Source organism: Streptomyces sp. NPDC001415 (assembly GCF_053597395.1).
Window position 1 is genome coordinate 200,287 of the sequence record NZ_JBSFIE010000007.1, and the last position, 24,189, is coordinate 224,475.

A 24,189-nucleotide genomic window follows, 5' to 3' on the forward strand; every position below is an offset into this window, starting at 1 on the left:
CCCCGCCTTCCTGTTGTGGACGACCTGTTCCCATCCCAGGCTGTGGAGAACCGTTTGTCCACAGGCTGAAGGTGCCTGTAGCCAAAATGCGTCCACGACCGAACAATCGGTAGGTGAGGGGCGTCACACTCGCGCCCTGCCCTGGATGTCCGCTCCCCACAAGGAGGTGCATTGGCATGACGGTCCAAGAGCTCCCCGGTGCCGCCGCATACCGGCCGACCCCTCCGCCCGCCTGGCGGCCGCGCACCGACCCCGCGCCGCTCCTCCCGGACCCCGAGCCCCACCGGGTCCTGGGGACCGGCGCCGAGCTCGACCGCGAGCTGATGCTGAAGCTGTACGCCGAGCTGGTGCGTGGCCGCCGCTTCAACGCGCAGGCCACCGCCCTCACCAAGCAGGGCCGCCTCGCCGTGTACCCCTCCTCGACCGGCCAGGAGGCCTGCGAGGTCGCAGCCGCCCTCGCCCTGGAGGAGCGCGACTGGCTGTTCCCGAGCTATCGCGACACCCTCGCCGCCGTCGCCCGAGGCCTGGACCCCGTACAGGCGCTGACGCTGCTCCGGGGCGACTGGCACACCGGCTACGACCCGCGCGAGCACCGCATCGCGCCGCTGTGCACCCCCCTCGCCACCCAGCTCCCGCACGCGGTGGGCCTGGCCCACGCGGCCCGCCTCAAGGGCGACGACGTGGTGGCGCTCGCCCTGGTCGGCGACGGCGGCACCAGCGAGGGCGACTTCCACGAGGCGTTGAACTTCGCGGCCGTATGGCAGGCCCCGGTGGTCTTCCTGGTCCAGAACAACGGCTTCGCGATCTCTGTGCCGCTCGCCAAGCAGACCGCCGCGCCCTCCCTCGCCCACAAGGCCGTCGGCTACGGCATGCCGGGCCGCCTGGTCGACGGCAACGACGCGCCCGCCGTGCACCAGGTGCTGTCCGAGGCCGTCGCCCGGGCCCGGCGCGGTGGCGGACCCACCCTGATCGAGGCCGTCACGTATCGCATGGAGGCGCACACCAACGCCGACGACGCGACGCGCTACCGGGGCTCCGCCGAGGTCGACGCCTGGCGCGACCACGACCCGATCCGGCTCCTGGAGGGCGAGCTGACCGCCCGCGGCATCCTCGACGAGGACGGCATACGCGCCGCCGCCGAGGCCGCCGAGACCATGGCCGCGGCGCTGCGCGACCAGATGAACGCCGACCCGGTCCTCAACCCCATGGACCTCTTCGCGCAGGTCTACGCCGAGCAGAACGGCCAACTGCGCGAGCAGGCGGCCCAGTTGCGCGCCGAGCTGGAAGCCGAGGCCCGCTGATGGCCACCGCCACCGACAAGAAGCCCGCCACCATGGCACAGGCCCTGCAGCGCGCGATGCGCGACGCCATGGCCGAGGACCCCACTGTCCACGTCCTCGGAGAGGACGTCGGCACCCTGGGCGGCGTCTTCCGGGTCACCGACGGGCTCGCCAAGGAGTTCGGCGAGGACCGCTGCACCGACACCCCGCTCGCCGAGGCCGGCATCCTCGGCACAGCCGTCGGCATGGCGATGTACGGGCTGCGGCCGGTCGTCGAGATGCAGTTCGACGCCTTCGCCTACCCGGCGTTCGAGCAGCTCATCAGCCACGTAGCCAAGATGCGCAACCGCACCCGCGGCGCCATGGCGATGCCCATCGTGGTGCGCGTGCCCTACGGCGGCGGCATCGGCGGCGTCGAGCACCACAGTGATTCCAGCGAGGCCTACTACATGGCGACGCCCGGCCTCCAGGTCGTCACCCCGGCCACCGTGGAGGACGCGTACGGTCTGCTCAGGGCCGCCATCGCCTCCGACGACCCGGTCGTCTTCCTGGAGCCCAAGCGGCTGTACTGGTCGAAGTCCGACTGGTCGCCCGAGGCCCCCACGGCCGTGGAACCCATAGGCAAGGCCGTCGTACGGCGCACCGGGCGCAGCGCCACGCTCGTCACCTACGGGCCGTCCGTGCCGGTGTGCATGGAGGCGGCCGAGGCGGCTCGCGAGGAGGGCTGGGACCTCGAAGTCGTCGACCTGCGCTCCCTGGTGCCGTTCGACGACGAAACGGTGTGCGCGTCGGTGCGCCGCACTGGACGGGCCGTGGTCGTCCACGAGTCGGCGGGATTCGGCGGCCCCGGCGGCGAGATCGCCGCGCGCATCACCGAGCGCTGCTTCCACCACCTGGAGGCGCCCGTGCTGCGGGTCGCCGGCTTCGACATCCCCTATCCGCCGCCGATGCTGGAGAAGCACCATCTGCCGGGCGTGGACCGGGTGCTGGACGCCGTGGCGCGGCTGCAGTGGGAGGCGGAGCACTGATGCCGAAGGTGTTGGAGTTCAAGCTGCCCGACCTCGGCGAGGGGCTCACCGAGGCGGAGATCGTGCGCTGGCTCGTCGCGGTCGGCGATGTGGTGGCCGTGGACCAGCCGGTGGTCGAGGTGGAGACGGCCAAGGCGATGGTCGAGGTGCCCTGCCCGTACGGAGGGGTGGTCACCGCCCGGTTCGGCGAGGAGGGCACCGAACTGCCCGTCGGCGCACCCCTGTTGACCGTCGCGGTCGGTGCCCCGCAGGAGCAGGGGGCCGCCGAGGGGGCCGAGTCCTCTGAATACTCGGGCAACGTCCTGGTCGGCTACGGGACGGCCGCGGCCACCACCCGCCGCCGCTCCCGTGTGCGACCCGCCACGCCGGCCGCTCCGCCTGCCACTGCCCCGGCCGCGCCTCTCGCCCCGGTCGAGCTGGCAGGGCCCGTGCCGGTCATCTCGCCGCTGGTCCGCAGACTGGCCCGTGAACACGGCCTCGATCTGCGGGAGTTGAAGGGCTCCGGGCCCCAGGGCCTCATCCTGCGCGCCGATGTGGAGTCGGCGATGCAGGCCCCGGCCCCGGCTCCGGCACCCGCCGCACCCGTCACCGTCACTCCATCGACTCCGACGCCGACCCCGTCCTGCGGAGAGCGGATCGCGCTGAAGGGCATCCGGGGCGCGGTCGCCGACAAGCTCAGCCGCAGCCGTACCGAAATCCCCGACGCCACCTGCTGGGTGGACGCCGACGCCACGGAGCTGATGGCGGCCCGCGCCGCCATGAACGCCGCGGGCGGCCCCAAGGTGTCCGTTCTCGCACTGCTCGCCCGGATCTGCACGGCGGCCCTGACCCGCTTCCCCGAGCTCAACGCGACCGTGGACATGGCGGCCCGCGAGATCGTGCGGCTGCCCGAGGTACATCTGGGCTTCGCGGCCCAGACCGAGCGAGGCCTGGTCGTTCCGGTCGTCCGTGACGCCCACACCCGCAACGTCGACTCGCTGGGTGCCGAGCTCGCCCGGCTCACCGAGGCGGCTCGCACGGGCACGCTGACCCCGGCCCAGCTGACCGGCGGCACCTTCACCCTCAACAACTACGGGGTGTTCGGCGTCGACGGCTCCACGCCGATCATCAACCACCCCGAGGCGGCGATGCTGGGCGTGGGCCGCATCATCCCCAAGCCCTGGGTGCACGAGGGCGAGCTCGCGGTGCGCCAAGTGGTCCAGCTGTCCCTCACCTTCGACCACCGGGTGTGCGACGGCGGCACGGCGGGCGGCTTCCTGCGCTACGTCGCGGACTGTGTGGAACACCCGGCAGTGCTGCTGCGCACCCTGTGACGAACGGCCCCGTGGGCTCCGGACGTTCGCGGGGGTGGCGGTGATCGTCCGGCGGCGGCCCATACTCGGGGGATGACCGCGTATGACGCCGCAGCACCCGCGTATGAGGCCGCAGCATCCGCGCCGTATGACGCCGTAGTGCTCGCCGGAGGCGCCGCCAGGCGGCTCGGCGGCGCCGACAAACCCGGGCTCAGCGTGGGCGGCCGGTCCCTGCTCGACCGGGTCCTCACCGCCTGCGAGGGTGCCGCGACCACCGTGGTGGTGGGCGGGCGGCGGCCCACCGCGCGGCCTGTGGTGTGGACACGGGAGGAACCGGCCGGCGGCGGACCGCTGGCCGCCCTGGACGCCGGGCTGCGCCGCACCTCGGCCCCGAACGTGCTCGTGCTCTCGGCCGATCTGCCGTTCCTGACAGCGCCGACCGTCGCCGCCCTCCTCGCCGAGCTGCGGCGCACCGGCGGCGAAGGCGCGCTCTGCACCGACGCCGACGGCCGCGACCAGCCCCTGGTCGCCGTCTACCGCGCCGAACCACTGCGCCGCGAGCTGACGCTGCTCGCCACCGAGCACGGCTCGCTCGCCGGTCTGCCGCTGCGACTGCTCACCCGCGAACTCGACCTCGCGCGCATCACCGCGGACCCGCTCGCCTCCTTCGACTGCGACACCTGGGAGGACCTCGCCGCCGCCCGGGCCCGGATCAGGGACGATGGGGGCGTGCTGGACGAATGGATCACCGCAGTCAAGGACGAACTGGGCATCGAGCTGGACGTCGACACCGGCGTCCTGCTGGACCTCGCCAGGGACGCCGCCCACGGCGTCGCCCGGCCCGCCGCGCCGCTCACCACCTTCCTGGTCGGCTACGCGGCCGCCAAGGCGGGCGGCGAGGGCAGGGACGTGGCGGAGGCGGCCCGTAAGGCGGCCGCGCTCGCCAACCGCTGGGCGGCCGAGACCGAGGCCGCCGACGGCCCGAAGAACGACGCCGGATGACCGCCCGGAGCCCAGAGGCGGACGACGGGTCCGACGAGGCTCTCGCCCTGCTGCGCGAGGCCAGGACCCCGGCGACCCCGGCAGGGGAGACCCGGCCGACGGGCCCAGGCCGCGCGGAGGCATCCGGCGCCCCACAGGCGCCCCGCCGCCGGCCCTCCGCCTGGGCCGATGCCCGGGCCGTGGCCGCCCGGGCGGGCCGCGCGGCGCCGGCCCGCTCGCACCGGGTGCCGCTGGAGCAGGCCCTCGGTGAGATCCTCACCGAACCGCTCACCGCGCTCACCGACCTGCCGTCCTTCGACACCTCCGCCATGGACGGCTGGGCCGTCGCCGGGCCCGGCCCCTGGGCGGTGCAGGACGGCGGGATCCTCGCCGGACACGCCGCGCCCGGCGCCCTCGCCGACGGCGAAGCGGTACGCATCGCCACCGGGGCCCGCATCCCCGCCGGTGCCACCGCGGTGATCCGCAGCGAACACGCCCGCACCGACGAGGCCCGCACCCAGCTCCAGGCCGACCACGTGGTCCTGCACGGCCAGGACATCCGCCCTCGGGGCCAGGAGTGCCGCTCGGGCGATGTGCTGCTGCCTGCCACCGCGCTGGTCACCCCGGCCGTGCTCGGCCTGGCCGCGGCCGCCGGATACGACGAGCTGGGCACCGTACCGAGGCCCCGCGTCGAGATCCTGGTGCTCGGCGACGAACTGCTCACGCGGGGACTCCCCCACGACGGGCTGATCCGAGACGCGCTCGGCCCGATGCTCGGGTTCTGGCTGCGCGCACTCGGCGCCGAAGTGATCGGCACCCGGCGGCTGAAGGACGACGCCGGGGCGCTGCTCGCCGCCGTCACCGGTTCCTCGGCCGACCTCGTGGTCACAACGGGCGGCACGGCCGGCGGACCCGTCGACCACGTCCACCCCGTGCTGCACAAGGCCGGTGCCGAGCTCCTGATCGACGGGGTCGCCGTGCGGCCCGGCCATCCCATGCTGCTGGCGCAGATCGGGGTGGGAAAGCACCTGGTGGGGCTGCCCGGCAACCCGCTCGCCGCGGTCTCCGGGCTCCTCACCCTGGCCGAGCCGCTGCTGCGTGAACTAGCGCACCGGGCAAGGGCGGTGACGTACACCGTGCCGCTGCGCAACGACGTGCAGGGGCATCCGCACGACACCCGGCTCGTGCCGGTGGTGCACCGTGCGGAACGGGTCGTGCCGCTGCACTACAACGGACCGGCGATGCTGCGCGGGATCGCGGCCGCCGACGGGCTCGCGGTGGTGCCGCCCGGCGGGGCGCGGGCGGGCCAGGAGGTGGAGATCCTCGATCTGCCGTGGGCTCAAGCCGGCTCGGGCGAAGGGTGTTTCACGTGAAACACGTCACGGGCGCCCGCGCTTCGGGTGCCCTCTCCAAGGCCGCCCTCGACATCAACTCCCGTTCGCTCGAAGGGCGTTTCACGTGAAACAGCACGCCCGCAGTTTCAACTCCCGCCTGAATGAAGGGTGTTTCACGTGAAACTGCCCGGCCATGACGCGATGGCACGCCAGGCGGGCGAGAATCTGATCACCCGGCGGGTTCAGCTGCCCCGCCGGGTCGTCGATCGGCCGCTGCGCCAGGTCGCCAAGCGGCTCCTCATGGCGCTCGCCGTGTTGATACTGACGACCCTCATCGTCTGGATAGACCGCGAGGGCTATCACGACAACGCCAACGGCAAGGTCGACTTTCTCGACTCCGTCTACTACGCCACTGTCACGCTCTCCACGACGGGCTACGGCGACATCGTCCCCTACAGCGACAGCGCCCGACTCACCAACATCCTGCTGGTCACGCCGCTGCGCGTGCTGTTTCTGATCATTCTCGTCGGAACCACTCTCGAAGTCCTCACCGAACGGACCCGTGAAGAGTGGCGGCTCAACCGCTGGAAGGCTCAATTGCGAGAGCACACCGTCGTCGTCGGCTTCGGGACGAAGGGCCGTTCGGCGATCCAGACCCTGTGTGCGACGGGTCTGAAGAAGGACCAGGTCGTGGTCGTCGATCCGAGCGCGAAGGTGATCGAGGCCGCCAACGCGGAGGGTTTCGTCGGCGTCATCGGGGACGCCACTCGCAGCGACGTGCTGCTGCGGGCCGAACTGCAAAAGGCCCGCCAAGTCGTCATCGCCACCCAGCGCGACGACACCGCGGTCCTGGTCACGCTGACGGCCCGCCAGCTCAACCGGGGAGCGAAGATCGTCGCCGCGGTGCGGGAGGAGGAGAACGCGCCGCTGCTGCGCCAGTCCGGCGCGGACGCCGTCATCACCAGCGCCAGCGCGGCCGGCCGGCTGCTCGGCCTCTCCGTGCTCAGCCCGAGCGCGGGCACCGTGATGGAGGACCTGATCCACCAGGGCAGTGGGCTCGACATGGTGGAGCGGCCCGTGAAGAAGAGCGAGGTCGGTCGCGGGGTGCGGGAGACCGATGACCTGGTGGTGAGCGTGCTGCGCGGCCATCGGCTGCTTGCGTACGACGACGCGAAGGCGAACCCGCTTCAGCTCACCGACCGGCTCATCACGATCGTCCGAGCCGGTGGCGCGCCGGCCGGGGGTCAGCCGGAGTAGCGTCGGCCGCATGTATGCGATCACGATTCCTGAGCCGGGCGGTCCCGAGGCGCTGGTCTGGGCCGAGGTCCCCGATCCCGTGCCGAGCGAGGGCGAGGTCCTCGTCGAGGTGGCCGCCGCCGCCGTCAACCGTGCCGATGTGCTCCAGCGCCAGGGCTTCTACAACCCGCCGCCCGGGGCCTCCCCGTACCCCGGCCTGGAGTGCTCCGGGCGGATCGCCGCGCTCGGGCCGGGGGTGTCCGGGTGGAGCGTCGGCGACGAGGTGTGCGCGCTGCTCGGCGGCGGCGGTTACGCCGAGAAGGTGGCCGTGCCGATCGGGCAGCTGCTGCCCGTGCCCGACGGCGTGGACCTGGCCGAGGCGGCCGCTCTGCCCGAGGTCGTCTGCACCGTGTGGTCCAACGTGTTCATGGTGTCCCACCTGCGGCCCGGCGAGACGCTCCTGGTGCACGGAGGGGCCAGCGGCATCGGCACGATGGCGATCCAGCTCGGCAAGGCGATCGGCGCCAAGGTGGCGGTCACGGCGGGCGGTCCCGACAAGCTGGCGCGCTGCGCCGAACTGGGCGCGGACATCCTCATCGACTACCGCGAACAGGACTTTGTGGACGAGGTGTTGAAGGCCACGGACGGCGTCGGAGCCGACGTCATCCTCGACATCATGGGCGCCAAGTACCTGGAGCGGAACGTGCGGGCGCTCGCCGTCAACGGGCGGCTCGCGGTGATCGGCCTCCAGGGCGGCGCCAAGGGCGAGCTGAACCTGGGCGCGCTGCTCACCAAGCGGGCCGCGGTCACCGCGACCTCGCTGCGGGGCCGGCCCGCGTCGGAGAAGGCGGCGATCGTGGCGGCCGTGCGCGAGCATGTGTGGCCGCTGATCGCCGGGGGCCGGGTGCGGCCCGTGGTGGACCGCAGGCTGCCGCTGTCGGACGCGGCCGAGGGCCATCGGGTGCTCGAAGCCTCCACCCATGTGGGCAAGGTGCTGCTGACGGCCTGACGGCTGGGTGAACGTGCGGAGGGGGCGCCGGGAAGGCGCCCCCTCTCACTGCTCACGGCCCGATACGACGGTCCGGGTTACAGGTACGGGCCCGAGCGGGCGCCCGCGTGCGGGCTGCCCTCGTCATCGTCGTCGTGCGACGAACCGGGCGGCAGCGCGCGGCGCATCTGCTCCAGCTGGGCGCGGGCCGCCATCTGCTGGGCGAACAGAGCCGTCTGGATCCCGTGGAAGAGACCTTCGAGCCAGCCGACCAACTGGGCCTGTGCGATGCGGAGTTCGGCTTCGGAGGGGATCGCCTCGTCGGTGAACGGCAGGGAGAGCCGCTCCAGTTCCTCGACCAGCTCCGGCGCCAGGCCGTCTTCCAGTTCCTTCACGGACGAGGCGTGGATGTCCTTCAGGCGCACGCGGCTCGCCTCGTCGAGAGGAGCCGCGCGGACTTCCTCAAGGAGCTGCTTGATCATGCTGCCGATACGCATGACCTTGGCCGGCTGTTCAACCATCTCCGTCACCGGGACCTCGCGGGACTCGTCGTCTCCACCGCCGATGGCCATGCCGTCCTGGCCTACGACCAGGATGTGGGGGCTGTCCGGCGACTTATCGTTCCTCGGCATCTCCATGCCGCCCATTCTCTCGCACACGTGCCTCACATCACGTTGTGCCCCCGGGAAGGGGTGATCCACCGCTCGCCGGGTGACGATTCCCGCCGGATGAACGAGGTTTCACGTGACCGGACGAGCGAGGTTTCACGTGAAACACGGGCAACTCCTCGGGGCCCTTTCACGGTCGCCGGAGCCGCAGCGCCAGGAATCCGAGCCCCAAGCCGGTCAGCGTCAGGCCCGCCCCCAGCGAGAGGACGTGCACGCGCAGTTCGGCGCCGGTGGATACGGCCTGCGGCCCTTGATGGTGCCGGGACGCGGGAAGCACCCCTTCGGTCGTGGGGGTGGGCACAGGCGGCGGGGGCTGCGGAGGCTTCGCGGGCTGGGGGAGCTCTGGGGGCGGAACCTGCGCGGGGGGCTGCGGGTCCGCTTCGTCCTGGGCCGGTGCCACCTCGTCGGGATCCACCGCCTCGGGGGCGTCCGGCAGGAGGTTGTGCTGCGGCTCCACCCGGCCAGGCCGGGTCCGGCCCTCGCCCGCCCGGCTGCCCGCCAGGCGCTGGTCCTCGGAGGCGGACCGCGAGGGTTCGGTACGGGGCGAGGCCTGCGCCCTACCGGAGGGAACCGTGCTCGGGGACGGGCCCGGTGACGGGGTGCCGACGGCGACCGCGTACGACAGGGGCGTCAGGAGCAGCGCCCCCGACAGCGAGGCGGCCGCGGCGAGCGACCGGATCCCTGGAGCCATGGGGCCCCTTCCCGTACGGACGTGCAGGATCGCCTGGGGTGACCGAATCAGCGTCACACGGGGCGAGTTGTGCGGCATCCCGGGAAGTGCCGGGCGTGCGCCGAATGGGCCGGGCAGCGCCGTCCGACCTGCCCTGCGCATGCGCGAAGGCCCGGCACCAGGGGTGCCGGGCCTTGTCCGAACGAGCGGTGGGCGGTTACTGCGCGGGCGCGTTGCCCGATGAGATCTGCAGCGTGAACTGCGCGTTCTTCTTGTCCACGTCCACGCCGGCGGCGGGGAACTGGGTGATCACGACGTCCTGGCCCCACTGGCCGTTGTCGACGGTCTCGGTGTTGACCTTCCAGCCCGCGGCCTGGATGCAGGACTTCACCGCCAGGATGTCCTTGTACGTGAAGTCGGGCGCCTGGACCTTGCCCGGGTCCACCGTGGAGGTCTGCGGCGAGGTGCACTTCTCGGTGTCCATCGTGCGTCCGCGCTCCGGGCCCTTGTGGCCCGCGGCCGACGACGAGCTGGCCTTGGCGTCGCCGCCGGTGCCGCCCGAGTCGTCCTTGTTCATCATGACTGCCGTGACCAGGCCGCCGATCGCGAGCAGAGCCACCGCGATCGCCCCCACGATCACCGGGGTGTTCCGCTTCGAACCGCCGGAGGCGGCCGGAGAGGCCTGCGGGGAGATGGTGTACGGCGGCGGTGTCTGGGTCGCCATCGGGGCGGGCTGCTGCGCCTGCTGCGGATATCCGTACGACGGCTGCGGGGTCGGCGCCGGAGTGGGAGGGCCGTAGGGGCCCGGCTGGTACGGCGTCTGCACGCTGCCCTGCGGGCCGGGCGCGGCCTGGGAGTCGAGCGGCGGGAAGACCGTGGAGCCGACGCCCGCACCGCTGACGGGCGGGGCGCCACCGGTGATGACCGGGGCCGCGCCCATCTGTCCGGCGTTGGCGATCCGCAGGATCTCGTCGTGCATGGCCTGGGCGCTCGGGAAGCGCTCGTTCGGGTTCTTCTTCAGGGCGCGGGCGACCAGCGCGTCCACGGCCGGCGTGATCGACCGGTTGACCGAGGAGGGCGCGACCGGTTCCTCCTGCACGTGTGCGTACGCGATGGCCAGCGGCGAGTCCGCGTCGAAGGGGATGCGCCCGGTCAGCAGCTGGAAGAGCATGATGCCGACCGAGTACAGGTCGGAGCGGGCGTCCACGCCGCGGCCGAGGGCCTGCTCGGGCGAGAGGTACTGCGGGGTGCCGACGACCATGCCGGTCTGGGTCATGGAGGTGACGCCGGACTGCATGGCGCGGGCGATGCCGAAGTCCATGACCTTGACGATGCCACGCTTGGTCATCATGACGTTGCCCGGCTTGATGTCCCGGTGGACCAGGCCCATCTCGTGGCTGACCTCAAGGGCGGCCAGCACGTCGGCGGTCACCTTGAGGGCCTTGTCGGCGGGCATCGCGCCGTACTGCTGGATGTCGCGGTGCAGCGTCGAGCCGAGCGGCTCGCCCTCCACGTACTCCATGACGATGTACGGCATCACGCCGTCGCCGCCCGCGGCGGAGCCGCTGAACATCACCGTGTCCTCGCCGGTGTCGAAGACGGAGACGATGTTGGTGTGCTGCAGCTTGGCGACAGCCTGGGCCTCGCGGCGGAACCGCTCGCGGAAGGACTGTTCCCGGCCGAGTTCGGTGTGCAGCGTCTTGATGGCCACCTGGCGGTCCAGCGCGGAGTCGTACGCGAGGTACACCGATGCCATGCCGCCCTCGCCGAGGAGGTCGCGCAGCTGGTAGCGCCCGCCCGCGATGGATCCGCCCGCATAGCGGCCGTGTGCGCCGTCCTGGCTCATGACTGTGCATCCCCCTTGGCGCGGTGGCCAGTGCTGATCCTCGATTTTTCAGGCCAAGTCTGCCCGAGGGGGAACCCACGTCAAGCCGGGTGCCCGTTCCGTGACCGTACGCGCTGGAAGAGTCTCGCAAGCGTTACAGGACCGGCATCGAAAACGTACGGGATTTGCATGGGTACACGCGGAACCGTTTGGATGGCCGGTCCATCCCGGACCGGGGCCCCGCGTTGACGCTGTAGCGTGCACTACTGCACAACCAGCGGATGAGCACGACGGAAGACCGTAAGGAAGACCGCGGACGCGGCCAGATACGACGGCGAGGACTGATGGCACCCGAACCCGACGGAAACGGCGCCGGGATGGCCGATGCGCAGGACCACGAGTCGTGGGTCGGCGGACTCGTCGGCGACGGCCGCTACCGCCTCACCCACCGGCTCGGCCGCGGCGGCATGGCCGAGGTGTTCGCCGCCGAGGACGTGCGCCTGGGCCGTACCGTCGCCGTGAAGCTGCTCCGCGCCGATCTCGCCGAGGACCCGGTGTCCAAGGCGCGCTTCACGCGTGAAGCACAGTCGGTGGCAGGACTCAACCACCATGCGGTGGTGGCGGTGTACGACTCCGGTGAGGACTTCGTGGGCGGCCAGACCGTCCCGTACATCGTGATGGAGCTCGTCGAGGGCCGCACCATCCGCGACCTCCTGGTGGACGCGGACGCCCCGCCGCCGGAGCAGGCGCTGATCATCGTCTCCGGCGTCCTCGAAGCGCTCGCGTACTCGCACCAGCACGGCATCGTGCACCGTGACATCAAGCCCGCCAACGTGATCATCACGGACACGGGTGCGGTCAAGGTGATGGACTTCGGCATCGCGCGGGCGCTGCACGGCGCACAGTCGACGATGACCCAGACCGGCATGGTCATGGGCACCCCGCAGTACCTGTCGCCCGAGCAGGCGCTCGGCAAGGCCGTCGACCACCGCTCGGACCTGTACGCGACCGGCTGCCTGCTGTACGAACTCCTCGCGCTGCGGCCCCCGTTCATCGGCGAGACGCCGCTGAGCGTGGTCTACCAGCACGTCCAGGACATGCCGGTGCCGCCGTCGCAGGTGGCCCATGTCGCGCCGCCGGAACTCGACGGCCTCGTCATGCGTTCTCTCGCCAAGGACCCGGACGACCGTTTCCAGTCCGCCGAGGAGATGCGCGGCCTGGTCCAGTACGGCCTGCAGATGCTCCAGGCGCAGGGCGGCCACACCGGCACCTGGAACACCGGCCCCGTCGAGCTGATGCACGAGGGCGCCCACACCCCGGCGATGGGCAGCCCCGGCGCGACGGCGGCCATGGGCCACCCCGTGCACGGGGAGACCTCTCAGTTCGGCGGGCCGATCCTGCCGCCGATGAACCCGGACGACGGCGGTTACGACGGCTACGACCGCGGTGGCCGCAGGCAGGGCGGCGGCGGCCGCGGCGGCAAGATGGTGCTGTTCGTGGTGCTCGCGATCGTCGCGATCGCGGCGGGTGTCGCCTTCGCGCTGAAGGCCACGCAGGGCTCGGGCGGAAGCTCCGGGGGCGGCGGGGGCACCTCCTCCACTTCCCCGAAGACCTCACCGTCGGTCTCCCAGTCGGACACCCCGTCGACGCCGGACACCCCGGACACCAGCCAGGGCCAGTCCTACGGCAGCTCGAACGGCAACGGTGAGTCGCCCTCCCGGCATCGCTCGCGCTCCGCCTCGCCGTCGCCGAGCAAGTCGCAGTCCTCGCGCCCCCCGGGCACCAGTGAGGGCACGACGTCCGGTACGGATCAGGGCACCAGTGAGGGCACCAGCTCCGGGAACACCGGCACCTCCAGCGGCAACACGGGGACGTCGTCCGGGAACACGGGCACCACCGACGGCAGCAGCTCCGGCAACACGGGGACCTCGGCCGGGAACACGGGCACCTCGACGGGCACCAACACCGGTACCACCCAGGGCACCAACACCGGCACCTCCGCCGGTCCCGGCGGGTCCTCGCCCAGCCCCGGGCACTGACCCGGGGGCCCTCAGCCGGCGAACGCCTCGCACACCGCCTCGTACTCGCGGGTCCACCAGACCGCCAGGGCCGACGCCGCAGGAAACTGCGGGTCGGCCCTTCGGTCGTGCAGCTGGTAGCGCCAGCGCAGGATCCAGAAGTCGTTGAGCCGCTCCCACCACACCCGGTGCACCGCGGCCGCCAGCTCCTCGGCATCCGCCCCGGCGGCCCGCCGGTAGGCGCGCGCGTAGGCCCGTACCTTCGCCAGCTCCAGCTCGCCCGAGGGGCGTACGAAGAAGATCGCTGCGGCCCGTACCGCCTCCTCGGCGCGGGGCTGGACGCCGAGGCGGTCCCAGTCGACGATCGCGGCGGGTTCGGCCGAGCGGCCCTCGCCCCGGTACAGCAGGTTCAGCGGGTGGAAGTCGCCGTGCACCCAGGCGCCGGTGGCGGGGGCCGCAGGGCGGCGGTGGGCGTGCCGGGCGAGCAGCACCCGCCGCTCCAGGAGCCGGTGTTCGGCGAGTTCGTCGAAGGCGTCGCGGGGCCGGTGCCTGCGGGCCCGGGCCACCAGGTCGTCGATGAGCGCGAGGGTGTCCGCGGGGTCGGCGCTGAGGTGCTCGGCCTGCGGCACGTCGGGCTCCATGACCTGGGCGAGGCACGTGTGGACGAGCCCGAGCAGCGCCCCGAGCCGGCGGGATTCCACGGCGCAGAGCTGGGCGCCGTCACGGTGGCGGCCGTGCACCCAGGGGTGCAGGGCGTAGCAGTGGCCGCCGATCACCGCGACGGTGTCGCCGTCGGCGTCCGGTACGGGCGGGGCGACGGGCACGCCGAGGGCCTGGAGGCGTTCGGTGGCGCGGTGCTGGCGGGCGATGGCCTCGTGGTCGCCGTCCAGGTGGTGCTTGAGGAAGTAGTCGCCGCGGGTGGTGGCGAGCCGGTAGCCGCGGTTCAGCAGGCCCTGGGCGACCCGTTCGCAGGAGAGCGGCTCACCGGGGGATTCGTAGCGGCGCAGGAGGTCGCCCACGGGGGGAGTTGCAGATGAGCGCGGCACTCTTCAGATGTTAGATCACGCCACGTGCTTGAGTTGTCGCTCTTTGGAGTAGTCCAGCGAATGGACGGTCACGAACTGGGGTTCGATGCGCATGTACACGGCGTCGAAGGGCTCCCCGTCGACCTCGCGGGGTTGGTCGCCGAACAGTGCCAGCTCCTCGGCGGTCGGCTCGAAGGGCTCGGCGGTCCCGGTGAACTGCACCGACCACACGTCGACCTCCCCCGAGCCGAGGTTGTCCGCGCCGTAGGCGACCACGCTGCCCAGGCAGGCGTGGTGGTAGCCGAGGCCCGCGTGCAGGCGCAGCAGGACGCAGCCGTCGACCACGATGTGGCGCGCCGGGGCGACGAACGGCAGGGCTCGCATGCTGGTCGCGACGCGGCCGTACGGAACGCGGCCGAGCAGCTCGATGGCGCGGGCTTCCTCGAAGGGCATGCCCCCACTTTCGCGGTCCGCGGCGGCCGGTGAAAGAGCCCGGGGCCCCGCGCATCCGGGCCGTAGGTCCCGAATGGCGCGGGGCGGCGCCGGAAAGAGCGTGGCTGACCGAGGCGCATGCGACGGAAGGAACTCAGCGGCGGGCGGTCAGTGGTTCTTCTCCGCCTGGATCCGGGCCACGTACGCGGCAGCCTGGGAGCGGCGCTCCATGCCGAGCTTGGACAGGAGCGACGAGACGTAGTTCTTGATGGTCTTCTCCGCGAGGTGCAGGCGCTCGCCGATGACGCGGTTGGTGAGGCCCTCGCCGATCAGGTCGAGGATCTTGCGTTCCTGCTCGGTGAGGTTGGCCAGGCGGTCGTCGCCCTTGCTCTTGCCGCCGTCGCGCAGCCGCTCCAGGACGCGGGCGGTGGCCACCGGGTCGAGCAGCGACTTGCCGGCCGCCACGTCACGTACGGCGGTCAGGAGTTCGCTTCCGCGGATCGCCTTGAGGACGTACCCGGAGGCGCCGGCCATGATCGCGTCGAAGAGGGCCTCGTCGTCCGCGAACGAGGTGAGCATCAGGCATTTGATGTCCTCGTTCTGCGAACGGATCTCGCGGCAGACCTCGACTCCGCTGCCGTCCGGGAGCCGGACGTCGAGCACGGCGACGTCCGGGCGGGTGGCGGGGATCCTGACCAGGGCGTCAGCGGCGGTACCGGCTTCGCCGACCACTTCGATGTCGTCCTCGACGGAAAGCATTTCGTGGACGCCGCGACGAACCACCTCGTGGTCATCGAGCAGGAATACGGTGATTTTGCCTGGTTCGCGCACGGAATCAGTCTCACACATTCGTCCGAAGCCCGCCGGAGAGTGCCATAAGAGACCCCTTCCCGAACCTGCGCGACCGGGATAACGTGCCGTTGTTCCGGCGGCCTGCAAGGCTGTGACCAGCGGCTGTTCCCTACTTTCTCGATTTACTTGGAAATCCAAGCAAAATCGCAGGTCAAGTGGGGTTTCGCAGTAATGCGCAGCACTGGGTAACGTGCCTTTGGCAGGGCGCTCGCCGGGGCACCTGTCACGCCTGATCCCCGGCCGAGCGCGCACACCCCCGTGCACTTGAGACGGACAGGCGAGCCTCCCCCAAGCTCTGGACGAGCCGGGGGGACCCCCAGGCTCACCGGCGAACCCGGGAGCCGGACAGACGGAGGAGCACGCACGTGACCGTGGAGAGCACTGCCGCGCGCAAACCGCGACGCAGTAGCAAGCGCACCGCCGGCGCCGGCGCGAAGAAGGCCGCCGAGCCCGAGCTCGTACAGCTGCTGACGCCCGAGGGCGAGCGGGTCGAGCACCCTGATTACGACATCGACCTGAGCCCCGAAGAACTGCGCGGTCTCTACCGCGACATGGTGCTGACCCGGCGTTTCGATGCCGAGGCCACCGCCCTGCAGCGCCAGGGCGAGTTGGGCCTGTGGGCCTCGCTGCTCGGCCAGGAGGCCGCCCAGATCGGCTCCGGGCGTGCGCTGCGGGACGACGACTACGTCTTCCCGACCTACCGCGAGCACGGCGTCGCCTGGTGCCGCGGCGTCGACCCGACGAACCTGCTCGGCATGTTCCGTGGCGTCAACCACGGCGGCTGGGACCCCAACAGCAACAATTTCCACCTGTACACGATCGTCATCGGCTCGCAGACGCTGCACGCGACCGGTTACGCGATGGGCATCGCCAAGGACGGCGCGGACAGCGCCGTGGTCGCCTACTTCGGCGACGGTGCCTCCAGCCAGGGCGACGTCGCGGAGGCCTTCACCTTCTCCGCCGTCTACAACGCCCCGGTCGTGTTCTTCTGCCAGAACAACCAGTGGGCGATCTCCGAGCCCACCGAGAAGCAGATGCGCGTGCCGCTCTACCAGCGCGCGCAGGGCTTCGGCTTCCCCGGAGTGCGGGTCGACGGCAACGACGTGCTGGCCTGCCTGGCCGTGACGAAGTCCGCCCTGGAGCGGGCCCGCCGGGGCGAAGGGCCCACCCTGGTCGAGGCGTTCACCTACCGGATGGGCGCCCACACCACCTCCGACGACCCGACGAAGTACCGGGCCGACGAGGAGCGCGAGGCATGGGAGGCCAAGGACCCGATCCTGCGCCTTCGCGCCTACCTGGAGAGCGCGGGTCACGCGGACGCCGCGTTCTTCGAGGAGCTGGAGAGCGAGTCGGAGACGCTGGGCAAGCGGGTGCGCGAGGCGGTCCGCGCCATGCCCGACCCCGAGCCCATGGCGATCTTCGAGAACATCTACGCCGACGGCCACGCGCTGGTCGACGAGGAACGGGCCCAGTTCGTGGCCTACCAGGCCTCGTTCACGGACGGGGAGGGCAACTAGCCATGACCGTACAGAAGTTGCCGATCGCCAAGGCGATCAACGAGTCGCTGCGCAAGGCGATGGAGACCGACCCCAAGGTCCTGATCATGGGCGAGGACGTCGGCAAGCTCGGCGGTGTCTTCCGGGTCACCGACGGCCTGTTCAAGGACTTCGGCGAGGACCGGGTGATCGACACCCCGCTCGCTGAGTCCGGCATCGTCGGCACCGCCATCGGCCTGGCCCTGCGCGGCTACCGGCCGGTCGTGGAGATCCAGTTCGACGGCTTCGTCTTCCCGGCGTACGACCAGATCGTCACCCAGCTCGCCAAGATGCACGCCCGTGCGCTCGGCAAGATCAAGCTGCCGGTCGTCGTGCGTATCCCGTACGGCGGCGGCATCGGCGCGGTCGAGCACCACAGCGAGTCGCCCGAGGCGCTGTTCGCGCACGTGGCGGGCCTGAAGGTGGTCAGCCCCTCGAATGCCTCGGACGCGTACTGGATGATGCAGCAGGCCATCCAGTCCGACGACCCGGTGATCTTCTTCGAGCCGAAGCGCCGTTACTGGGACAAGGGCGAGGTCGACACGGACGCCATCCCGGGTCCGCTGCACAAGGCCCGCACCGTACGCGATGGTTCGGATCTCACGCTGGTGGCGTACGGCCCGATGGTGAAGGTCTGCCTCGAAGCCGCGGCGGCCGCTCAGGAAGAGGGCAAGTCGATCGAGGTCGTGGACCTGCGCTCGATGTCGCCGATCGACTTCGACGCCGTCCAGGCCTCGGTCGAGCGCACCGGCCGACTGGTCGTCGTGCACGAGGCGCCGGTCTTCTACGGCGCCGGAGCGGAGATCGCCGCGCGGATCACCGAGCGGTGCTTCTACCACCTGGAGGCCCCGGTGCTCCGGGTCGGCGGCTACCACGCCCCGTACCCGCCGGCGCGCCTGGAGGAGGAGTACCTGCCGGGTCTCGACCGGGTGCTCGACGCCGTCGACCGCTCGCTGGCGTACTGAGGTGACGACAATGACTGAGAACGCTGCCCGCTACCGCGAGTTCAAGATGCCGGACGTCGGCGAGGGGCTCACCGAGGCGGAGATCCTCAAGTGGTACGTCCAGCCCGGTGACACCGTCACCGACGGCCAGGTGGTGTGTGAGGTCGAGACTGCGAAGGCGGCCGTCGAACTCCCCATCCCCTACGACGGCGTGGTGCAGAAACTGCACTTCGAAGAGGGCGTGACGGTGGACGTCGGCACGGCCATCATCACCGTCGACGTGGCCCCCGGCAGCGGGGACGCCCCGGTCGCCGAGGCCGCGCCGGCCACCGTGCCCGCCGTCCCTGCCGAGCCCGCCGAGGACGACGCGCCCAAGGGCCGTCAGCCCGTCCTGGTCGGCTACGGGGTTTCCGAGGCCTCGACCAAGCGCCGCCCGCGCAAGGGGATTTCGGTTCCCGAGCAGGCCCCGGCCGAGGCTCTGCGCGCCGTGCAGACCGAGCTGAACGGCCAGGCTCCGGCCCAGGTCCGCCCGCTCGCCAAGCCGCCGGTCCGCAAGCTCGCCAAGGACCTCGGCATCGACCTCGCCACCGTGGTGCCGACCGGCCCCGACGGCATCGTCACCCGGCAGGACGTGCACGCGGCGGCCGCGCCCGTCGCCGAAACCGCGCCCGTTTCACGTGAAACAACTCCCGCTCCGGCGGCGGCCGTTCAGGCCTCCGAGGCCCGCGAGACGCGGATCCCGGTCAAGGGCGTACGCAAGGCCACCGCGCAGGCCATGATCGGATCGGCGTTCACGGCGCCGCACGTCACGGAGTTCGTGACGGTCGACGTGACGCGGACGATGAAGCTGGTCGAGCAGCTGAAGTCCGACAAGGACATGGCGGGCCTGCGGGTCAACCCGCTGCTCCTGATCGCCAAGGCGCTTCTGGTCGCGATCAAGCGCAACCCGGACGTCAACGCCTCGTGGGACGAGGCTAACCAGGAGATCGTCCTCAAGCACTATGTGAACCTGGGCATCGCGGCGGCGACTCCGCGCGGTCTGATCGTCCCGAACATCAAGGACGCCCACGCCAAGACCCTGCCGCAACTGGCCGAGTCGCTGGGCGAGTTGGTGTCGACGGCGCGCGAGGGCAAGACGTCGCCCGCGGCGATGTCGGGCGGCACGGTGACCATCACCAACGTCGGCGTGTTCGGCGTGGACACCGGCACCCCGATCCTGAACCCGGGCGAGTCCGCGATCCTCGCGGTCGGTGCGATCAAGCTCCAGCCGTGGGTCCACAAGGGCAAGGTCAAGCCGCGCCAGGTCACCACGCTCGCGCTCTCCTTCGACCACCGCCTGGTCGACGGCGAGCTCGGCTCGAAGGTCCTCGCCGATGTCGCGGCGGTCCTGGAACAGCCGAAGCGGCTCATCACCTGGGGCTAGGGCCGGACAGGCCCAATGCGCCCCGCCCGGCCCCCGGCGCGCATCCGTGCGCCGGGGGCCGAGGCATGTCCGGGTGGACACGGCCGCGGGCAGGGCGGAAGGTGAGGGGGAGGGCGGCTTCGGCCGTCCGTACCGCGACCCGGGCGGCCTGCCGTGGCCCGGACGCCACCTTGTGACATGCGCAGACGGGGCTGAGGGGAGTCGTTCATGCCGACGTACGCCCGCGCCGCGCTCGGCGCCGTGATCGCCGCGGCGGCCCTCACCGGAGCGCTGCTCGCCTCGACGGCCGCCACCCCGGAGGACCGGGCCCCCGCGTCCAAGGCCTGCACCGCCTCCCTGGAGGCCGACATCGGAGCCGGCACCTCCGCGCTGATGACCCTGAGCACGAGCGGCCCGACGGTCAGTTTCAAGGACGGCCCCGGCCACCCGATCCCGAGCCTCGGCAAGCTCGACCGCACGCACCCCAAGCTGCCCGCCTCGGCCGGCATCCGCGCCGAGATCCTCAAGCCGTACGGCACCGCCCCGCAGCTCAGAACCAAGGTCGAGGGCGGCGCCCCGTACGACGTCCAGGACTTCCCCAAGCTGCCCAAGGGCTGCAAGGTGACCGGCACCAAGTAGGCGTCCAAATAGTGGCAAATCACCCACCCGTGTGAGCCCGCTCGCCTGCCTGCGTGAGCCACCCGTGTGAGCCACCCGTGTGAGCCACCCGCGTGAGCCCGCCCGCGTGAGCCCGCCCGTGCCTCCCGTGCGCCGTCCCGCGATCCGGACGGCGCTTTCTGATGCACCCCTGTTGTATCTATCCTGTGCGCATGTCTCCCGCCCCGGCCCCCGCCACCAAGCAGCCCCCCGCCGCAGACCGCGTCTACCTGCACGTCAAGCAGGCCGTACTCGACCGCCGCTACGAGGGCGGCACGCTGCTCACCGAGGGTGAACTGGCCGAGGCGGTCGGGGTTTCGCGGACGCCCGTGCGCGAAGCGCTGCTCAAGCTCGAAGTCGAAGGGCTGATCAAGCTCTATCCGAAGAAGGGCGCCCTGGTGCTCGCCGTCTCCGCGCAGGAGACCGCCGACGTGGTCGAAACCCGGCTGCTCGTCGAGGAGTTCGCGGTGCGCCGGGCCGTACCCGCCCCCGAGCGACTCGTCGTACGCCTCCAGGAACTCCTGGCCGAGCAGAAGGCGCACGCCGCCGCCGGGGACCTGGCCGCCGTCGCCGTCAGCGACCGCTGCTTCCACGCCGAGATCGTGCGCAACGCCGGCAACGAGATCCTGGCCCGGCTCTACGACCAGATGCGGGACCGTCAGCTGCGGATGGGCGTCGCCGTCATGCACGCCCAGCCCGACCGCATCGCCAAGAACATCGCCGAGCACGAGGAAATGCTGGCCGCGATCAGGGACGGCGACGGCGAGCGGGCCGCGCACTGCGTGCGCCAGCACCTCAGCTGGGTCAAGGTCCTGGTCAGGGGGGACGACCGATGAATTCAGCCGCACCACCCGCGCCACAGCCGCTGGGCGGGCGCCGGGCCGTGTTCGTGTGGGGCATCGGCGTCGGCGTCTACTTCGTCGCGGTCATCTTCCGCACCTCGCTCGGCGTCGCGGGCCTGGACGCCGCCGACCGCTTCCATGTCAACGCCTCGGCGCTGTCCACCTTCTCCATACTCCAGCTGCTCGTGTACGCGGGGATGCAGATACCCGTCGGCCTCATGGTCGACCGGCTCGGCACCAAGAAGGTCCTGGTGCTCGGGACCGTCCTGTTCACCGTCGGCCAGCTCGGCTTCGCCCTGTCGCCCTCGTACGCCACCGCGCTCGGCTCCCGGGCGCTGCTCGGCTGCGGTGACGCGATGACCTTCATCAGTGTGCTGCGGCTCGGCTCGCGCTGGTTCCCCGCCAAGCACGGGCCCATGATCGGGCAGGTCGCCGCGCTGTTCGGGATGGCCGGCAACCTGGTGTCCACCCTTGTGATAGCCCGCGCGCTGCACGGCATCGGCTGGACGGGGACCTTCGCGGGCAGCTCGCTCGCCGGAGTCGCCGTCCTCGTCCTGGTGCTGCTCTTCCTGCACGACCACCCCGAGGGCCACGAGCCGCCGCCCGCGCACCGCGCAGGGGCCGCCTTCGTACGCCGCCAGATCGTCGAGTCGTGGCGCGAGCCCGGCACCCGGCTCGGGATGTGGGTGCACTTCACGACGCAGTTCCCCGCGATGGTGTTCCTGCTCCTGTGGGGGATGCCCTTCCTCGTCGAGGCGCAGGGCCTCGACCGGGGCACGGCGGGCGGACTGCTGACCCTTGTGGTGCTGTCCAACATGGTCGTGGGCCTGGTGTATGGCCAGCTCATCGCCCGCCACCACGCGGCCCGGCTGCCGCTGGCGCTCGGCACCGTAGGAGCGACCGCGCTCATGTGGGCCGCCACCCTTGCCTATCCGGGGGCGCATGCGCCGATGTGGCTGCTCGTCACACTGTGCGTCGTGCTCGGTGCGTGCGGGCCCGCCTCGATGATCGGCTTCGACTTCTCGCGCCCCGCCAATCCGCCGGAGCGCCAGGGCACCGCGTCCGGCATCACCAACATGGGCGGCTTCATCGCCTCCATGACGACGCTGCTCGCGGTGGGCGTGCTCCTTGACGCGACCGGCGACAACTACCGGATCGCGTTCTCGTCGGTGTTCTTCCTGGAGGCGCTGGGCCTGGCCCAGATCCTGCGGCTGCGCGTGCGGGCGCAGCGCCGCGAGCGGGACCACCTGGTCGCGAGCAGGGTGGAGGCCGTGCACGTCCCGGTGTAGCCGGAACCCCTTGGTGCCACTGCGCGACCGTCGCGTTGGCGCCACGGCGCGACCACTGGACTACGGGGTGACCGCGAACTCCCGCAGGATCGCGTCCGCCAGCGCCCGGTCGCCCTCCGCCTTCACCCGGTCGACGACCGCGTGCGGTCGGACCCGGCCGCAGGCGAGCCGTACGAAGGTCTCCCAGTCCATGGCCAGGGTGACCAGCGGGCCGAGCGAGGGCGCGCCGTCGATGGTGCCGTGCCCGTCCGCATCCACCCGTACCGTGCGCAGGAACTCCAGCGGGCCGTGGATGTCGAAGACGACGGCGGAGTTGGGCGGCGCGCCCGCGTCCTTCGCGACGACCCGGGGCAGCGTGTGCAGCAGGATGTCGCGGGCCACGTACGCCCCCGGAGAGTCCAGGTTCCCCGGCTTGTTGAGGGCCCAGCGCAGGTCCTGCTCGTGCACCCACACATCGAACGCCCGCATCCGCAGCGCGAGTTCCAGGGTCTGCTCGGCGCCGAGCGGGGCGCGCACCTTGGTGTCGGGGTCCCGGTTCTCGTTGCGCAGCTGACGCGCCCGACGGATGATCGTGTACTCCAGCTCGGAGGTCATCTCCGGCGCCGTATGGTGCCGGCGCACATCGACCTGCATCTCCATATAGCGAGCGAGCTCGGTCTGTACGTGGAAGATGTCGCGCGGCAGGGTGTGGATCGGCCTCGGATCGCCCAACTGCTCGCACTCCATGCCGATGATGTGCGACACGATGTCCCGTACCGACCAGTTGGGGCACGGCGTGGCTCGGTTCCACTCGCCCTCGACGAGCGGCTGCACCAGCTCCGATATCGCGTCGATGGAGTGGGTCCAGGCATCGGCGTAGGTCTGAAGGCTGGGATGGACGGTCACGGGACCCCTCGGCGGTTCTTTTGTACGCGGGCTGGACTGCGGTACTGCGTGGGAGGCTTGGTGGCTTGGGGGGTCCGGGGGTCTCCCCCGGAAGGTCACAGTACGCTGCCGGGCAGTACCCCGGCAGTGCTTTCGTATGACGATCGTAGGCTGTTTCCCATAGTGCTGACGGCTCGAAAGCCAGGACGGTGGTACCGTGCGCGCCTCGCTCATTCAGATCGATGTAAACCCGGCTGAATCCATCAATTCCCGCCGCCGACGCGTAGGTTCGCTGGTCCGGGAGCAACGAAGCAGCGACCTCGTCGTGCTCCCCGAGCTGTGGACGGTCGGGGCGTTCGCGTACGAACTCTTCGCCGACGAGGCCGAGAAGCTCGACGGGACCACGGCCCGGGAGATGTCCGAGGCGGCCCGGGACGCCGGGATCTGGCTGCACGCCGGGTCCGTTCCGGAGCGGGGCGAGGACGGCGCGCTCTACAACACCTCCCTCGTCTTCTCGCCCGACGGCGAACTCGCGCACAGCTACCGGAAGATCCACCGCTTCGGCTTCGACAAGGGCGAGGCGGTGCTGATGGGCGCGGGCTCGGACCTGGTCACCGTCCCGCTGCCGGACCTCACGCTCGGCCTGGCCACCTGCTACGACCTCCGCTTCCCCGAACTGTTCCGGGGCCTCGTCGACGCGGGCGCCCACGCCTTCGTGATCCCGGCCGGCTGGCCCGAGCGCCGCCGCGCCCACTGGACGCTGCTCGCACGGGCCCGAGCCGTCGAGAACCAGGCGTACGTGCTGGCCTGCGGCACGGCCGGGACCCATGCGGGGGTGCCCCAGGCGGGACACAGCATCGTGGTGGACCCCTGGGGCGAGGTCCTCGCGGAGGCCGGCCCCGGGGAGGAGATCCTGACCGTGGACCTCGATCCGGCGAAGGTCTTTGAAACCCGGGAGGCGTTTCCGGCCCTCAAGGACAGGGTGCTGGGTTTGGACACGCCCAAGCCCTAAGCGCGCTGCTGGCGG

At 71.4% G+C, this 24,189-nt stretch carries 22 protein-coding genes; 15 read left to right on the forward strand and 7 right to left on the reverse strand.

Annotated features, from left to right (window positions below):
- The first annotated feature begins 176 nt into the window (after nt 1–176).
- The 7 genes from pdhA (ACWC2B_RS12165) to ACWC2B_RS12195 all read left to right on the forward strand — a co-directional run bounded on the left by pdhA (ACWC2B_RS12165) (nt 177) and on the right by ACWC2B_RS12195 (nt 8,160).
- Nucleotides 177–1,301, forward strand: coding sequence for a pyruvate dehydrogenase (acetyl-transferring) E1 component subunit alpha (pdhA, locus tag ACWC2B_RS12165; RefSeq protein WP_450716374.1), 1,125 nt, complete (start codon nt 177–179; stop codon nt 1,299–1,301).
- Nucleotides 1,301–2,308, forward strand: a complete 1,008-nt coding sequence (locus ACWC2B_RS12170; RefSeq protein ID WP_450716375.1) for an alpha-ketoacid dehydrogenase subunit beta — start codon at nt 1,301–1,303, stop codon at nt 2,306–2,308. The genes pdhA (ACWC2B_RS12165) and ACWC2B_RS12170 overlap by 1 nt, the downstream gene beginning before the upstream one ends.
- On the forward strand, nt 2,308–3,621 hold the full coding sequence (locus tag ACWC2B_RS12175) for a dihydrolipoamide acetyltransferase family protein (RefSeq protein WP_450716376.1): 1,314 nt from the start codon (nt 2,308–2,310) through the stop codon (nt 3,619–3,621). Before ACWC2B_RS12170 ends, ACWC2B_RS12175 begins: the two co-directional genes overlap by 1 nt.
- 72 nt (nt 3,622–3,693) lie before the next feature.
- On the forward strand, nt 3,694–4,602 hold the full coding sequence (locus ACWC2B_RS12180) for an NTP transferase domain-containing protein (RefSeq protein ID WP_450716377.1): 909 nt from the start codon (nt 3,694–3,696) through the stop codon (nt 4,600–4,602).
- On the forward strand, nt 4,599–5,954 hold the full coding sequence (locus ACWC2B_RS12185) for a molybdopterin molybdotransferase MoeA (protein ID WP_450716378.1): 1,356 nt from the start codon (nt 4,599–4,601) through the stop codon (nt 5,952–5,954). Before ACWC2B_RS12180 ends, ACWC2B_RS12185 begins: the two co-directional genes overlap by 4 nt.
- 138 nt (nt 5,955–6,092) lie before the next feature.
- A complete protein-coding gene (locus ACWC2B_RS12190) occupies nt 6,093–7,172 on the forward strand; it encodes a potassium channel family protein (RefSeq protein ID WP_450716379.1) in 1,080 nt (359 codons plus the stop codon).
- 10 nt (nt 7,173–7,182) lie between these two features.
- Complete coding sequence (locus ACWC2B_RS12195) at nt 7,183–8,160, forward strand: NAD(P)H-quinone oxidoreductase (protein WP_450716380.1); 978 nt, start codon at nt 7,183–7,185, stop codon at nt 8,158–8,160.
- A 77-nt stretch (nt 8,161–8,237) separates the two neighbouring features.
- Here the strand turns inward: ACWC2B_RS12195 and ACWC2B_RS12200 are convergent, their stop codons facing one another.
- The 3 genes from ACWC2B_RS12200 to ACWC2B_RS12210 all read right to left on the reverse strand — a co-directional run bounded on the left by ACWC2B_RS12200 (nt 8,238) and on the right by ACWC2B_RS12210 (nt 11,323).
- On the reverse strand, nt 8,238–8,777 hold the full coding sequence (locus tag ACWC2B_RS12200) for a bacterial proteasome activator family protein (RefSeq protein ID WP_450716381.1): 540 nt from the start codon (nt 8,775–8,777) through the stop codon (nt 8,238–8,240).
- Between the two features lie 160 nt (nt 8,778–8,937).
- Nucleotides 8,938–9,498 (reverse strand): hypothetical protein, encoded by a 561-nt coding sequence (locus ACWC2B_RS12205; RefSeq protein WP_450716382.1) that lies wholly within the window; start codon nt 9,496–9,498, stop codon nt 8,938–8,940.
- Between the two features lie 196 nt (nt 9,499–9,694).
- The gene (locus ACWC2B_RS12210; protein WP_450716383.1) at nt 9,695–11,323 is read right to left on the reverse strand and encodes a protein kinase domain-containing protein; all 1,629 of its coding nucleotides are present in this window, start codon (nt 11,321–11,323) and stop codon (nt 9,695–9,697) included.
- A 323-nt stretch (nt 11,324–11,646) separates the two neighbouring features.
- On the opposite strand from ACWC2B_RS12210, the gene ACWC2B_RS12215 reads away from it, so the two are divergent.
- The gene (locus tag ACWC2B_RS12215; RefSeq protein ID WP_450716384.1) at nt 11,647–13,341 is read left to right on the forward strand and encodes a protein kinase domain-containing protein; all 1,695 of its coding nucleotides are present in this window, start codon (nt 11,647–11,649) and stop codon (nt 13,339–13,341) included.
- Nucleotides 13,342–13,352: 11 nt separating this feature from the next.
- Here the strand turns inward: ACWC2B_RS12215 and ACWC2B_RS12220 are convergent, their stop codons facing one another.
- The 3 genes from ACWC2B_RS12220 to ACWC2B_RS12230 form a co-directional block, all read right to left on the reverse strand.
- Complete coding sequence (locus tag ACWC2B_RS12220; protein WP_450716385.1) at nt 13,353–14,366, reverse strand: phosphotransferase; 1,014 nt, start codon at nt 14,364–14,366, stop codon at nt 13,353–13,355.
- Between the two features lie 15 nt (nt 14,367–14,381).
- Nucleotides 14,382–14,798 carry a pyridoxamine 5'-phosphate oxidase family protein gene (locus tag ACWC2B_RS12225; RefSeq protein WP_450716386.1) on the reverse strand — a complete coding sequence of 139 codons (417 nt, stop codon included), beginning with the start codon at nt 14,796–14,798 and terminating at the stop codon, nt 14,382–14,384.
- Nucleotides 14,799–14,945: 147 nt separating this feature from the next.
- Nucleotides 14,946–15,608: a response regulator gene (locus ACWC2B_RS12230; protein WP_450716387.1), complete on the reverse strand. Its 663-nt coding sequence runs from the start codon at nt 15,606–15,608 to the stop codon at nt 14,946–14,948.
- A gap of 386 nt (nt 15,609–15,994) precedes the next feature.
- Here ACWC2B_RS12230 and pdhA (ACWC2B_RS12235) point away from each other — a divergent pair, with 386 nt between their 5' ends.
- From pdhA (ACWC2B_RS12235) to ACWC2B_RS12260, 6 genes are all read left to right on the forward strand, one after another.
- Nucleotides 15,995–17,146, forward strand: a complete 1,152-nt coding sequence (pdhA, locus tag ACWC2B_RS12235) for a pyruvate dehydrogenase (acetyl-transferring) E1 component subunit alpha (RefSeq protein WP_450716388.1) — start codon at nt 15,995–15,997, stop codon at nt 17,144–17,146.
- Nucleotides 17,147–17,148: 2 nt separating this feature from the next.
- Nucleotides 17,149–18,129 carry an alpha-ketoacid dehydrogenase subunit beta gene (locus tag ACWC2B_RS12240; protein ID WP_450716389.1) on the forward strand — a complete coding sequence of 327 codons (981 nt, stop codon included), beginning with the start codon at nt 17,149–17,151 and terminating at the stop codon, nt 18,127–18,129.
- Between the two features lies 1 nt (nt 18,130).
- Nucleotides 18,131–19,531, forward strand: coding sequence for a dihydrolipoamide acetyltransferase family protein (locus tag ACWC2B_RS12245; protein ID WP_450716390.1), 1,401 nt, complete (start codon nt 18,131–18,133; stop codon nt 19,529–19,531).
- A gap of 207 nt (nt 19,532–19,738) precedes the next feature.
- Complete coding sequence (locus ACWC2B_RS12250) at nt 19,739–20,149, forward strand: hypothetical protein (protein ID WP_450716391.1); 411 nt, start codon at nt 19,739–19,741, stop codon at nt 20,147–20,149.
- A 191-nt stretch (nt 20,150–20,340) separates the two neighbouring features.
- Nucleotides 20,341–21,003 carry a GntR family transcriptional regulator gene (locus tag ACWC2B_RS12255; RefSeq protein WP_450716392.1) on the forward strand — a complete coding sequence of 221 codons (663 nt, stop codon included), beginning with the start codon at nt 20,341–20,343 and terminating at the stop codon, nt 21,001–21,003.
- On the forward strand, nt 21,000–22,298 hold the full coding sequence (locus tag ACWC2B_RS12260) for an MFS transporter (protein ID WP_450716393.1): 1,299 nt from the start codon (nt 21,000–21,002) through the stop codon (nt 22,296–22,298). Before ACWC2B_RS12255 ends, ACWC2B_RS12260 begins: the two co-directional genes overlap by 4 nt.
- A 60-nt stretch (nt 22,299–22,358) precedes the next feature.
- Here the strand turns inward: ACWC2B_RS12260 and ACWC2B_RS12265 are convergent, their stop codons facing one another.
- Nucleotides 22,359–23,183 (reverse strand): maleylpyruvate isomerase family mycothiol-dependent enzyme, encoded by an 825-nt coding sequence (locus ACWC2B_RS12265; protein WP_450716394.1) that lies wholly within the window; start codon nt 23,181–23,183, stop codon nt 22,359–22,361.
- Nucleotides 23,184–23,379: 196 nt separating this feature from the next.
- Here ACWC2B_RS12265 and ACWC2B_RS12270 point away from each other — a divergent pair, with 196 nt between their 5' ends.
- Nucleotides 23,380–24,174: a carbon-nitrogen family hydrolase gene (locus tag ACWC2B_RS12270; RefSeq protein ID WP_450716395.1), complete on the forward strand. Its 795-nt coding sequence runs from the start codon at nt 23,380–23,382 to the stop codon at nt 24,172–24,174.
- Nucleotides 24,175–24,189: the final 15 nt, after the last annotated feature.

Coding starts and splice junctions, on each gene's coding strand:
- pdhA (WP_450716374.1), top strand. CDS start 177: ATGACGGTCCAAGAGCTCCCCGGTGCCGCCGCATACCGGCCGACCCCT.
- ACWC2B_RS12170 (WP_450716375.1), top strand. CDS start 1,301: ATGGCCACCGCCACCGACAAGAAGCCCGCCACCATGGCACAGGCCCTG.
- ACWC2B_RS12175 (WP_450716376.1), top strand. CDS start 2,308: ATGCCGAAGGTGTTGGAGTTCAAGCTGCCCGACCTCGGCGAGGGGCTC.
- ACWC2B_RS12180 (WP_450716377.1), top strand. CDS start 3,694: ATGACCGCGTATGACGCCGCAGCACCCGCGTATGAGGCCGCAGCATCC.
- ACWC2B_RS12185 (WP_450716378.1), top strand. CDS start 4,599: ATGACCGCCCGGAGCCCAGAGGCGGACGACGGGTCCGACGAGGCTCTC.
- ACWC2B_RS12195 (WP_450716380.1), top strand. CDS start 7,183: ATGTATGCGATCACGATTCCTGAGCCGGGCGGTCCCGAGGCGCTGGTC.
- ACWC2B_RS12200 (WP_450716381.1), bottom strand. CDS start 8,777: ATGGAGATGCCGAGGAACGATAAGTCGCCGGACAGCCCCCACATCCTG.
- ACWC2B_RS12205 (WP_450716382.1), bottom strand. CDS start 9,498: ATGGCTCCAGGGATCCGGTCGCTCGCCGCGGCCGCCTCGCTGTCGGGG.
- ACWC2B_RS12210 (WP_450716383.1), bottom strand. CDS start 11,323: ATGAGCCAGGACGGCGCACACGGCCGCTATGCGGGCGGATCCATCGCG.
- ACWC2B_RS12215 (WP_450716384.1), top strand. CDS start 11,647: ATGGCACCCGAACCCGACGGAAACGGCGCCGGGATGGCCGATGCGCAG.
- ACWC2B_RS12225 (WP_450716386.1), bottom strand. CDS start 14,798: ATGCCCTTCGAGGAAGCCCGCGCCATCGAGCTGCTCGGCCGCGTTCCG.
- ACWC2B_RS12240 (WP_450716389.1), top strand. CDS start 17,149: ATGACCGTACAGAAGTTGCCGATCGCCAAGGCGATCAACGAGTCGCTG.
- ACWC2B_RS12250 (WP_450716391.1), top strand. CDS start 19,739: ATGCCGACGTACGCCCGCGCCGCGCTCGGCGCCGTGATCGCCGCGGCG.
- ACWC2B_RS12255 (WP_450716392.1), top strand. CDS start 20,341: ATGTCTCCCGCCCCGGCCCCCGCCACCAAGCAGCCCCCCGCCGCAGAC.
- ACWC2B_RS12260 (WP_450716393.1), top strand. CDS start 21,000: ATGAATTCAGCCGCACCACCCGCGCCACAGCCGCTGGGCGGGCGCCGG.